General features: G+C 42.8%; 10 protein-coding genes. All 10 read left to right on the top strand.

Annotated elements, in window-relative coordinates; all coding sequences use genetic code 11:
• Positions 1-39: 39 nt before the first annotated feature.
• The 10 genes from dnaA (at position 40) to KQI39_RS07965 (ending at position 12,728) form a co-directional block, all read left to right on the top strand.
• The gene (gene dnaA / locus KQI39_RS08010; protein ID WP_173762167.1) at positions 40-1,410 is read left to right on the top strand and encodes a chromosomal replication initiator protein DnaA; all 1,371 of its coding nucleotides are present in this window, start codon (positions 40-42) and stop codon (positions 1,408-1,410) included.
• 277 nt (positions 1,411-1,687) lie between these two features.
• On the top strand, positions 1,688-2,803 hold the full coding sequence (dnaN, locus tag KQI39_RS08005; protein WP_148445716.1) for a DNA polymerase III subunit beta: 1,116 nt from the start codon (positions 1,688-1,690) through the stop codon (positions 2,801-2,803).
• A gap of 177 nt (positions 2,804-2,980) precedes the next feature.
• The gene (locus KQI39_RS08000; protein ID WP_021650164.1) at positions 2,981-3,187 is read left to right on the top strand and encodes an RNA-binding S4 domain-containing protein; all 207 of its coding nucleotides are present in this window, start codon (positions 2,981-2,983) and stop codon (positions 3,185-3,187) included.
• A gap of 4 nt (positions 3,188-3,191) precedes the next feature.
• Positions 3,192-4,283, top strand: coding sequence for a DNA replication/repair protein RecF (gene recF / locus KQI39_RS07995; RefSeq protein ID WP_216417760.1), 1,092 nt, complete (start codon positions 3,192-3,194; stop codon positions 4,281-4,283).
• A gap of 55 nt (positions 4,284-4,338) precedes the next feature.
• Positions 4,339-7,206 carry a tetratricopeptide repeat protein gene (locus KQI39_RS07990; protein WP_253293115.1) on the top strand — a complete coding sequence of 956 codons (2,868 nt, stop codon included), beginning with the start codon at positions 4,339-4,341 and terminating at the stop codon, positions 7,204-7,206.
• Between the two features lie 29 nt (positions 7,207-7,235).
• Positions 7,236-8,117, top strand: a complete 882-nt coding sequence (gene rsmA / locus KQI39_RS07985) for a 16S rRNA (adenine(1518)-N(6)/adenine(1519)-N(6))-dimethyltransferase RsmA (RefSeq protein WP_148445722.1) — start codon at positions 7,236-7,238, stop codon at positions 8,115-8,117.
• A gap of 401 nt (positions 8,118-8,518) precedes the next feature.
• Positions 8,519-8,986 (top strand): DUF1002 domain-containing protein, encoded by a 468-nt coding sequence (locus tag KQI39_RS07980; RefSeq protein ID WP_216417694.1) that lies wholly within the window; start codon positions 8,519-8,521, stop codon positions 8,984-8,986.
• A gap of 535 nt (positions 8,987-9,521) precedes the next feature.
• The gene (locus KQI39_RS07975) at positions 9,522-10,427 is read left to right on the top strand and encodes a 30S ribosomal protein S1 (protein WP_216417692.1); all 906 of its coding nucleotides are present in this window, start codon (positions 9,522-9,524) and stop codon (positions 10,425-10,427) included.
• A gap of 35 nt (positions 10,428-10,462) precedes the next feature.
• The gene (locus tag KQI39_RS07970) at positions 10,463-12,133 is read left to right on the top strand and encodes a putative manganese-dependent inorganic diphosphatase (protein ID WP_021975983.1); all 1,671 of its coding nucleotides are present in this window, start codon (positions 10,463-10,465) and stop codon (positions 12,131-12,133) included.
• A 13-nt stretch (positions 12,134-12,146) separates the two neighbouring features.
• Entirely contained in the window at positions 12,147-12,728 is a 582-nt protein-coding gene (locus KQI39_RS07965) for a flavin reductase family protein (protein WP_021975984.1), read from the top strand.
• Positions 12,729-12,773 lie beyond the last annotated feature (45 nt).

The raw sequence follows: 12,773 nt of genomic DNA, 5'->3' as shown, positions 1-12,773 counted from the left end.
CGCAGACTGGGGTTATTATAATACTCATGGGAGGAAAAAATGAACGCTGTTATTGAAAAATGGGAGGAGATCCTGCAAACTGTCAAATCTGAATATGAGGTGACTGATGTCCCTTTTAATACCTGGCTTAAGCCACTGAAAGTTTATGAGGTTGACGGGAATCTGATAACAGTGGCCGTTCCCTCTGAGCAGGCAGGCATTGGTGTTAATTACATCACCAAACGCTACAAAATACCTCTCCAGGTTACAATCTGTGTACTGACAGGCATGGAAGAATGCGAAGTTCAATTCGTTCTGGAAAAAGATCTCCTCAAGAAAGAAGAAGAAAAAAAACCTTCCTATGATAAACAGAATCATGATACACGTTACGAAGAAGCACATTTAAATCCAAAATACACCTTCGATACCTTCGTTGTAGGAAGCAACAACAAATTCGCCCAGGCAGCAGCTCTCGCAGTTGCCGAATCTCCGGGGGATACCTACAATCCTCTGTTTATTTACGGCGGAGCCGGTCTCGGAAAAACGCATCTTATGCATTCCATCGCTCATTTTATACTGGAACACGACAAAAACAGCCGGGTTCTCTATGTAACCAGTGAGGAATTCACAAATGAACTGATCGAAACCATCCGAAACGGAAACAACACGGCAATGAGCAAATTCCGTGAAAAATACAGAAATATTGATGTTCTTCTCGTCGATGATATTCAGTTTATTATAGGAAAAGAATCCACTCAGGAAGAATTTTTCCATACATTTAACAGCCTTCACAGTGCCAAAAAGCAGATTATCATATCTTCCGATAAACCTCCGAAAGATATGGAAATTCTGGAAGAACGTTTCCGTTCTAGGTTCGAATGGGGTCTGATCGCAGATATTACACTGCCAGATTACGAAACTCGAATGGCAATTCTTCATAAAAATGAGGAAATGAACGGTTACAGCATCAGTGAAGACGTTATCAAATATATTGCTACAAATATCAAATCCAATATCCGTGAGCTGGAAGGTGCCTTTAATAAGGTTATGGCAGGAGCCAAACTTGAGAAAAAAGAGGTTACTCTTGAACTTGCCGAACAGGCACTGAAAGATATTATTTCTCCGGATGAGAAAAAAATAATTACACCGGATTATATCATATCCGTTGTTGCTGATCATTACGGAGTAACGCCCGCAGACTTAAGTGGAAACAAACGAAATTCAAAAATCGTTATGCCACGCCAGGTTTCCATGTATCTCTGCCGTGAAATTATCTCCACACCACTGAAAAATATTGGAAAAGCTCTCGGAAACCGTGACCATACTACGGTTATGCACGGTATCGAAAAGATTGAAAACGAATTGCAGACCGACGATAACTTAAAAAATACCATTGATATATTGAAAAAGAAGATTAATCCACAAGGTTAGGAAAGTTTTCCACATTACTGGTGTATAACGTGTTGATTGTATGTGGAGAGATGTGTACAACTTTTTTGCGAAAAAATGGCGGTAATTTTATCCCCGCGTTATTCACATCCGAAACTACCACTTTTACACAAAGTTATCCCACTCGAAAAACCTTGAAAACACTGGCCTCGTGGGAGTTTTTCACAAAATCTGGCCCCCTACGGCGGTTACGGCGGATTTTTTCTATAAATATATTTATAAAAACCACAATTTATCCAGAAAGGGAGTTATACACATTATGAAAATTATCTGCTCCAAATCAAGTCTGTTAAAAAGTGTAAGTATCGCACTCAAAGCAGTTCCATCAAAAACTACCATGCCAATACTGGAATGTATTCTTATGGATGCAACAACAAACCAGATTAAATTTACCACCAATGACATGGAACTGGGAATTGAAACAATCGTAGATGGTACGATTGAAGAAAAAGGAAAAGTTGCTCTCGATGCAAAAATCTTTTATGAAATCATCAGACGACTTCCGGATAATGATATTACTATCAGAACAGATGATAAATATTCAGCAACCATCACATGTGAAAAAGCAAAATTCAATATTCCTGGTAAATCAGGAGAAGATTTTGCCTACTTACCAATGATCGAAAAGGATGAACCGCTGACAATTTCTCAGTACACACTGAAAGAAATGATCCGGCAGACCATTTTTTCTATTGCTGTTAATGAAAACAACAAACTAATGACCGGTGAACTTTTTGAAATTAAAGATAACTGTCTGAAGGTAGTTTCTCTGGATGGACACCGAATTGCTATCCGAAAAATGCCCCTTAAGAGAGAATATTCTGACCGTAAGGTGGTAGTTCCGGGAAAAACTTTAAGTGAGGTAAGCAAGATTCTTTCCGGTGAAGTGGATGATCAGGTAAGCATTTACTTCACAAAAAACCATATTTTATTTGAATTTGATCAGACTATGGTGGTTTCTCGACTGATTGAAGGTGAATATTTCAGAATTGACCAGATGCTTTCCAGTGATTATGAGACAAAACTCAAAATCAACAAAAAAGAATTCCTGGATTGTATCGACCGTGCAACACTCCTGGTTCGTGAAGTTGATAAAAAACCGATTATTATTAACATTACAGATAATGATATGGAGCTGCGTATTGATTCCACAATGGGTTCCATGAATGAAGAGATTGATATTGAGAAAGAGGGTAAAGACATTATGATTGGCTTTAACCCGAAATTCCTGATCGATGCACTTCGTGTTATTGATGATGAAACCGTTACAATTTATCTCGTAAACCCGAAAGCTCCTTGCTTTATCCGGGATGATGAAGAAAATTATACGTACCTGATTCTTCCGGTAAATATCAACCAGAATCAGGCCAGATAACAGCTTGTGCAATATAATGGACATAGGATAAGCTCTGAAAACTGCCAAAAGGTGGTAATTTAAAATACCACCTTTTAGGAAAATATCGGAAACGGGGGTATTTAACTACCGCCACTGGACAATATATTGGAAAGGGGTAACCGAATCCGGGAAAGAAAAATTTAAGAGGGTAAAAAATTGGAAATCAGAATTAAAGACGAATTTATCAAACTTGGCCAGGCTCTGAAACTGGCTGGCGTTGTGGAGGACGGCGTTGAGGCAAAATATGCGATTAACGACGGACTCGTCCTGGTAAACGGTGAGGTAGAGAACCGCCGTGGACGAAAAATCCATCCGGGAGATACCATTTCCTACGATGGAAAAGATATTTATGTAATTGGGTGAAAGAATGTACATTGAATCCATCAGATTGAATAATTTCAGGAATTATGAGTCGCTGGAGATGAATTTTGATCAGGGAACCAATATTCTCTACGGCGACAACGCCCAGGGAAAAACCAATATTCTGGAAGCAGTTTATCTGGCCGGAACCAGCAAATCCCACAAGGGAAGCAAGGACCGGGAAATGATCCGTTTTGAGAATGAGGAATCCCATATCCGAATGATGGTAAAAAAGGGTGGACTTTCATACAAGATAGATATGCACCTCCGGAAGAACAAAGCAAAAGGAGTTGCCATTAACGGGCTGCCGATTCGCAAGGCGAGAGAGCTGCTCGGAGTGGTAAATCTGGTGTTTTTTTCTCCGGAGGATCTTAATATTATCAAGAACGGACCAGGCGAGAGAAGACGTTTTCTGGATTCAGAGCTTTGTCAGCTGGACAGTGTTTATATCACAGAGCTGGCCAGCTACAATCACATTGTGAATCAGAGAAACCGTCTTCTCAAAGACTGTTATATGAATCCGGGCCTGAAAAGTACGCTGGATATCTGGGATATGCAGATGGTTGATTATGGAAAAAAAATCATCGGAAAAAGAGAAGAATTTGTAGAAGAGCTGAATGAGATTGCAAAAGGCCTTCACAGAGGACTGACCGGCGGACTGGAAGAACTGGAGATTCTGTATGAACCAAGTGTGACAGAATCGGAGTTTGAGCAGAAACTGGCACAGAACCGGGATCGGGATCTCCGGATGAAACTGACTTCTGTGGGACCGCATAGAGATGATTTCTGCGTGAAGGTAAACGGGATCGATATCCGGAAATATGGTTCCCAGGGGCAGCAGAGAACAGCAGCTCTTTCACTGAAACTTTCTGAGATTTATCTGGTAAAAAAGAAAATCAAAGATACACCGGTTCTGCTTCTGGATGATGTTCTTTCGGAGCTGGACAGCAACCGGCAGACATATCTTCTGGAAAGTATACACGATATTCAGACACTGATTACCTGTACGGGACTGGATGATTTTGTGAGTCATCAGTTTGAGATTAACAAGGTTTTTCAGGTGGTAAAGGGGCATGTTTATATGCCTAAAGGGTTTTGACAAGCCCGTATGCATATGGTAAACTGATTCTAATTATGGAAAGTTGGTGAATATTTTGGATAAAGAGGAGTTTCGCGTCAAGCTGGGAGAGATCAACAAACTGGTTGAAGCCCGGGATTACAAAGGCGCCATGCAGATCGTTGACAGTATCGACTGGCGTCGTGTGAAAAACGTCCGTACCCTTTGCGTTGTGGGCGAGATCTACGCAGCTAACAAGCGCTATGAGGAGAGCAAGGAAATTTTTCTTCTTGCCTATCACAGAGCGCCGATTGGCAAGAACATACTTTACCGCTTGATTGAAGTTTCCCTGAAAATGGGACAGATCAGTGAAGCCACAGAGTTCTTTGATGAGTACAGAGAAGTGGCAGGTAACGATAACAGTCAGTATATACTGCGATACAAGATTGCCAGAGCGAAGAATGCATCTCTGAATGAACAGATCCGTATTCTTGAGGAATATAAGGAGAAAGAGTTTACAGAGCGCTGGTCCTATGAACTGGCCAAACTCTATTACAAGGCAGGAGACAAGCAGAAGTGCCTGGATCTCTGCAATGAGATGATTCTCTGGTTTAATGATGGAAATTATGTGATGAAGGCCCTTGACCTGAAACAGCGTATGGGAGTTCTCACAGGAGAAGAAAAAGAGAAATACGAACAGCGTTTTATTCCAAAACTGATTCCGCCGGAAAAGGCGAAGGAGATCAGGGAAAGTAAGGAAACAGAAACGGCAGGGGAGTCCGAGTATGAGGAATCCAGACCGGTTACAGATACGATTCAGGTAGATGATGAACGAGATCTGAACAGTGCTGAGACTTTCCAGGAGAAGATTTCCAAAGGTATCCGGGATATCTTCGGCGGCCATAAGAAGGCGGCGGAAGAACCAGAGGATATGGAAGAAGACGTACAGGATGAATCAGAAGATTCCACTGAGGAAGAGGCAGAGGATGTTCAGGAAGGTGAAGAAACACCGGAAGAAGAAACTGCTGCCACAGAAGAATCAGCAGAATCTGAGGAAACGGATTCTGAGGACACAGAGGAAGAAATTCCGGAATCTGAAGATGGAGAAGAACTGCTGTCATCCGGTATCGAAAATCTGTCCGGAGGAACTGCAGAATTAAAAGCAGAGATCCAGAAAGAAGCAGCAGAGCCTGTACAGACTACAGAACAGGAATTATCCCAGAGTGTTGCAGAGATCATGAAGGCGTCTCAGGAAAAGGAATCAGAAGAGCCATCCGGCGTTCCGCTTAACGAGGAAGGAAAACCTGATTTCTCAGCGACAATCCGTATGCCACAGCTTAAGATTCCGAAATCAATGATCAATGTAGACCCGGAAAATGCAAGCGCTGCAGCCAAAATTCCGGACGCATCCGAAATTTTCGGAAGTATTGATGAAATTGCGGCTGAGGTGGCCAAGGATAAAGAAACAAAGGCAGAAACAGAAGAAGAGCAGGAGTTCAATCTGGAGGATACAATTCTTGCTGCCGCAACAGAGCAGGGAATTGATATTCCGGAAGAAGAAAAATCACCGGATGTACAGATGTCAGATGTAACTGAGGAGACAGATGACGAAGACGATCTGGATATCGTAGCGGATGAATTTGTTCCGGAAGAGCCGGATGCTGCAGATATTGAAGATATTATGGCGCAGATTTCCGCACAGCAGGCAGAAGATGCGAAGCAGTCTGAGCGTGAGCGCACAAGAGTTCCGGATCTGATTCTGGACGAAGATGAAGAGCCGGTTACAGAAGAAGATATGCAGGCTGCAGAAGCAGAATTTCTCAATGGCCCGGCCGGTGTTTCCAAGCCAGTGGAAGAGGACGCTTTTGAAGATATTGAAGAACTGAATGAAGAAGCACTCACAGATATGCCGGAGGAATTATCCCTGGATGAGGCTGCTTCGGAAGATGACACTGCTGAAAAGACAGCGGAGAAACTGGATGATGTTGCTACTGTTGTAGAAGAAGAGACACCTCTCGATGAGGAAGAAGAATACAGTACAGATGATGTTTCCGTTCAGAGTGAGGCAGAAGATGACGAAGAGGATGATTTTATCTCAAGCCTTACAGAAGATATGGAAGAGGACGACAGTGAAGAAGAACTCACGGAGGAAGAGCAGCTTGAGCGGTTCATCGAGGATATTCAGCCGGAAATTGATCCGAATACCATTATCTCCAGAAAAAGACAGCTCACAGATGAAGAGAAACAGCTTTTCACTTATTTTGTAGCAGTTCCGGGAATGAAAGAACAGCTGCTGGATGTGCTTTGTGATGTGCAGACGGGCGCTGCGGATCATACATCCCAGACAGGAAATGTAATCGTTATGGGTGGCAAAGAAACTGGAAAAACAAGACTGATTTCAAGTCTGATCCCGGCAATCTGCAAGGAGCTGAATATTGAGGCATCCAAGGTTGCCTACATATTTGCGGAAGACCTTAACGGAAAAAATATTGCAGAGATTGCATCTAAGCTTGCAGGCGGTTTCCTTGTTATTGAGAACGCAAACCAGCTTTCCCAGGAAACAGCAGATGAGCTTGATGAAGTAATGAATGGAAATACAAAGGGTATGATCGTGATCCTCGAGGATGAAAAGATCGGCATGCGTAAGCTCATTGCAAGATATCCAAAACTTGCGAAAAAGTTTACGTCCATGATTAATATTCCTGTATTTACAAACGATGAACTTGTTAATTTTGCCAAGGTTTATACCATGGAGAATGGATTCCGTATTGATCAGATGGGTATGCTTGCCCTGTATAATCTGATCGGAGTAAACCAGAAGGAAGATCAGCCGATGTGTATCGGAACTGTGAAGACCATGCTGGATAATGCCATGGCAAAAGCGCAGGGCGGATTATTTAAACGCTCCAAGAAGCGTGTGGACCGTGATGGATTCACCGTACTTCTTGAAAAGGATTTCAGCTGAAAATAAACAGAAAAGCAGAGGTAAAAAATATGGCCAGACCTTATCTTGGTAACCCGAAATATACCATTGAAGTCCTTCAAAAGTATCATTTTGTTTTCCAGAAAAGGTTTGGTCAGAATTTTCTGATCGATGAACATGTTCTGGAAAAGATCATTGATTCTTCCGGAATAACGAAGGATGATTTTATACTGGAGATCGGTCCCGGAATCGGAACCATGACACAGTATCTTGCGGAGGCAGCCAGAGAAGTGGCTGCTGTGGAGATCGACAGTTCTCTGATTCCGATTCTTAAGGATACTCTGAAAGAATGGGATAATGTAACGGTGATCAACAACGATATCCTGAAAACAGATATCAAAAAGATCGCCGATGAAAAGAATGGCGGAAAGCCTGTAAAGGTAGTCGCTAACCTGCCGTATTATATTACGACACCGATCATCATGGGACTTTTTGAGAAGAATGTTCCTGTGGATTCCATTACGGTTATGGTGCAGAAAGAAGTTGCAGACCGTATGCAGGTGGGACCTGGAACCAAGGATTACGGTGCGCTTTCCCTGGCTGTTCAGTATTATGCAAAGCCGGAGATTGTTGCCAATGTACCACCAAACTGTTTCATGCCACGACCGAAGGTCGGAAGTGCGGTAATCAAGCTGACACGGTATGAGAAACCACCGGTTGAGGTTCATGATGAACGCCTCATGTTCAGACTCATCCGTGCGTCATTTAACCAGAGAAGAAAGACTCTTGTAAACGGAATCAAAAACTCCGGAGATTTTTCCCTTGGAAAAGAAGAGATCGAGAAGATATTTGAGAAGTGCGGGCTTCCGCTGAATATTCGAGGCGAAGCGCTGACACTGGAGCAGTTTGCCATGCTTGCCAACTGTATCTACGAAGAAAAAAATAATAAATAAAACATTACGCAAAAAGAACCCGGGCAGCTGTTCCAGGTTCTTTTTGCGTTTCCGGACGGGACAATTGGAGAGGTATCCCACCCGGATCTATATAACTTGTCATAGAAAGGAGGTTATGTCTGAGGTGTCAGACATAAGTAAGTAATGAAAAATTTACAATATTTATTCTATAAAGGAGATGTTAGGAAAGTTTGTTGAAAATATGAAAATATTGTGAATATATTTTTGAACTTATACATAAAGTCAGACCTGACAGGGCGAAAAACAGGAAAATTCCAGTTTACAGAAGGGTGGGGTGTTGTGTTATACTGAGTGGCGTCAATAAGGAACTGAAAATTATGGAACTGGAAACAGTTACAGATTATGGATAGAGGGCAGGGCCCTTCTGGAGGATGAATATTATGAAAAAAATGAACAGGATCACAGCACTGGTTGTTGCAGGAGTTATCTCATGTACTTCACCAATGATGGTTATGGCATCTGATTCCAGCTCTGTTATGAGCCAGGCAGAGGAGATTCTTAAGGATAATGAGATCGAATCTCTTGCGTCTGACCCGGATAAAGTTGGAGATATTATTGTTTATGTAAAAGGGCTTTTTGATTCCAATCAGATTTCTGATGATGAGATTTCACAGGGAATTGATGAGGCAGCAGATCATTATGGTGTGACACTTTCTGAGGATGATAAGAATTCTCTCGTGAATATTATCAGCAAATTCAGAGGAATCGACATCAGTGATGACCAGATTAAAGGTTATGTAAGCGATGCATACAGTACCCTGAAAGATATGGGTGTTACAAAGTCTGATGTAAAGAATATTTTTGAGAAAGCGGTCGAGTTTATTAAGGGTATGCTTTCCCGTCAGTAGGAGGAAGGTGTTCAGAATGGCACTTTTATTGGGATTATTATTCTTAAGTTTACTGGAAATGTACAAAATGTACAATATTTAGAACGCTTGTCAATAAAGCAAATGTGGCGTTTTTATAAAAAAAGAGGAAAAGCAGAAAAGAAATTGTGCAAATACGCTAAAAGTTCACGAGCTGTTCATAATTTATTCATATTTATCTGATACTATAATAACAGTTCGAAAGAACACTACGAAAGACGCTGTAATGGTGTGTATCTGTATCATTACACATACAATTTTTTTCATAATAATCGCCCCGGTAAGCCACTACCGGGGCACTCCTCGTTTTATGGGGAAAAATATCAGAAAATGTAGCCTCTGCCAATGTGCGGAGTTTTTTTTGTATAAAGAGGCTGTTTTGCATTCAAAAAAATAATAGCGTCGGTGGTTTGCCCATGCTATAATAATTAAGATTAAAATGAAAATCCGGCAGAAAGAATAAGAAAAAGGCCGGAAGTAAATGATGAAAAGATGAAGCGTGAACGGAGGTCAGGAAATGGCGGAGTCTATGAAAGATTTTGAGCAGGAGCTGGAGGCTTCTTTTAAGAAAATTGAGGAAGGTGATATCATCGCCGGGACAGTGGTCAGTGTGGATGAGACAGGAGTTGTTCTTGATCTTAAATATTATGCTGAGGGATTTATTCCGGCAGAGGAATTTTCCAGAGAGCCGGGATTTAATATTAAAGAGGCAGTTCAGCCGGGAGAAGAGATCCAGGCAACCGTTCTTAGGAAAGATGACGGACAGGGAAATATTCTTCTTTCCAGAGCAGAGGCAGCAGATGTACTTGCATGGGATAAACTGAAGGAGCTTCAGGAATCCGGGGAAGCACTGGATGTTGTTGTAAAGGGAATCGTAAACGGCGGAGCCATTGCTTATGTGGAAGGTGTTCGAGGTTTTATCCCGGCATCCAAACTTGCGCTGAATTATGTAGAGGATACAGAAGAGTACCTGAACAAGCCGCTTCAGGTTCAGGTAATTGATGTAGATAAAGAGAAAAAGAGACTGGTACTTTCTGCAAAGGAACTTCTCCGTGAGAAAGCAGAGAAGGAGCGCAGAAACAAGATTTCCAATATTGAGGTTGGTTTCGTGACAGAGGGAACGGTTGAGAGCCTGCAGCCTTATGGTGCGTTTGTTGATCTTGGAAACGGAATTTCCGGTCTGGTTCATATTTCCCAGATCTGCGAAAAAAGAATTAAGAAGCCATCAGAGGCGATAAGTGTGGGAGACAAGGTTAAGGTGAAAGTAATTGCGATCAAGGATGGCAAGCTGAGCCTGAGTATCAAAGAGGCATCGGATCTGATGGCGAAGGAAGTTGAGGAAGAGACTTTTGAACTGCCGGAGTCAGAAGAAGAGGCAACCACATCTCTTGGTTCACTTTTTGCGAACATCAAACTTGATTAATTGTTATATTTTTGGATGAAAAAGGATGGATGTGAATGAAGAAACAGGAGAGAATATTTGTAATCGGACATAAGAATCCGGATACGGATTCCATCTGTTCGGCGATCGCTTATGCGGATATTAAAAACAGGACTACACAGAGTAAGAGATATATTCCGAAGAGAGCTGGTCAGATCAATGAGGAGACCAGATATGTGCTGAACCGTTTTGGTGTACAGCCGCCGGCTTATCTGGGAAATATCGGAACACAGGTCAAGGATATGGATATCCGTCTCAGTCCCCAGGCAGACAAAAACATGTCACTGAAAAATACCTGGGATCTGATGCAGGAGAACGGAATCGTATCCCTTCCGATCCGTGATAAGGAGGGATGCCTGGAAGGTCTTGTGACCATCGGAGATATTGCCAAGACTTATATGGATACCACAGACAGTTATCTGCTTTCCAATGCGCGGACACAGTATCAGAGGATTGCTGAGACTGTTGGAGGAGAAGTGGTGGAAGGAAATGGCCACGGGTATTTTGTCAAGGGACGTGTTCTTGTTGGAACGGCCAACCCGAAGATGATGGAAAGCTATATTGAGGAGAACGATATGATCATCATGGGAGACCGTGAGGAGGATCATCTTCAGGCCATCAGCCAGAATGTAAGCTGTATCATCGTAGGGCTGAACATTGTGGTTTCCGAGAAGGTTGTGAAGCTTGCCCACGAAAAAAATATCGTGATCATCCGGTCACCTTATGATACTTTTAACATCGCCCGTCTGATCAATCAGAGTATTCCGGTCAGCTATGTTATGAAACGGGATAACATGGTTACGTTTAATACCGAGGATTTTACAGATGATATCCAGGATGTTATGGTCAAAAACCGCCACAGAGCGTTCCCGGTTATCAATCCTCATGGAAAGTGTATCGGAACGATTTCCAGACGTAATTTCCTGGACATGCACAAGAAAAAAGTTGTTCTTGTAGATCACAATGAGGTGGATCAGGCTGTTGATAATATTGAGAAGGCGGAGATTCTTGAGATTATTGACCATCATAAGCTTGGAACATTGCAGACCATGACACCGGTAGCGTTCCGTAATGAGCCTGTGGGATGTACGGGTACGATCCTTTATGAGATTTACGGAGAGCAGCGTCTGGAGATTCCGGAAAAAATTGCGGGACTTCTCTGTGCGGCCATTATTTCAGATACGCTGATGTTCCGTTCACCGACCTGTACACAGACGGATAAGATCGCTGCCAGCGCCCTTGCCCTGATCGCGGGAATTAAGATAGAGGATTTTGCCAGAGAGATGTTCTCAGCAGGAAGTAATCTGAAAGATAAATCCCCGGAGGAGATTTTTTACCAGGATTACAAGAAGTTTATTGGCGAGGGCAATGTTTCCTTTGGTGTGGGCCAGATCAGTTCCATGGACAGCGAAGAGCTGAAAGAGATCAAGGAGAAGCTGATGCCGTTTATGGTCAGCGAGTGTGGACGTCACGATATCACGAGAGTTTACTTTATGCTGACGAATATTCTGGAGGAATCTACAGAGCTTCTGTTTTATGGTGAGGGCAGCCAGCAGATGGCTGAGATCGCTTTTGAGAAGAAGCCGGACGGAGATGCGTTCTGTCTGCCAGGTGTGGTTTCCAGAAAGAAACAGCTGATTCCGGCGATGATGGAGGCTGCTCAGCTGATGAACAGCGATTACGCATAAGGAGGCCGGATCAATGGCAAAACAGATTTGGAAACCGGGAAATATGATCTATCCGCTGCCGGCAGTGATGGTCAGTGTCACGGACGGAGAGGGCAACGACAATATTATTACCGTTGCGTGGACAGGAACGGTCTGTACGAATCCGGCGATGGCTTATATTTCAGTCCGACCATCCCGTTATTCTTATGGAATGCTGAAAAAAACGGGAGAGTTTGTTATTAACCTTACAACAGAAAAACTGGCTTTTGCGACGGATTTCTGCGGAGTCCGGTCCGGCCGGGATGTTGACAAATTCGAAAAACTGAATCTTACAAAAGAGAAAGCACAGTATGTTTCTGCTCCGATGATCGGGGAAGCACCGGTTTCCATCGAGTGCAGAGTACGAGAGGTGAAGGAACTGGGATCGCATGATATGTTTCTTGCAGATGTACTTGCGGTTCATGCGGATGAAGCATATATGGACAAAAACAACAAGTTCCATCTCAATGATGCGGGACTTCTGGTTTATTCCCATGGGGAATATCTGGCTGGTGGCCGGAAGGTGGGAACTTTTGGCTACAGCGTGAAGAAGAAAAACGGTAAGAAGAAACGCTGAGAATAACACGGCACAGGAACGATTGTTGAGATTTTGTTACAGCTA

The sequence above is a fragment of the Blautia sp. MSJ-36 genome, assembly GCF_018917985.1.
Classification (GTDB): domain Bacteria; phylum Bacillota; class Clostridia; order Lachnospirales; family Lachnospiraceae; genus Blautia_A.
This window is presented reverse-complemented; position numbering and strand designations above follow the sequence as displayed.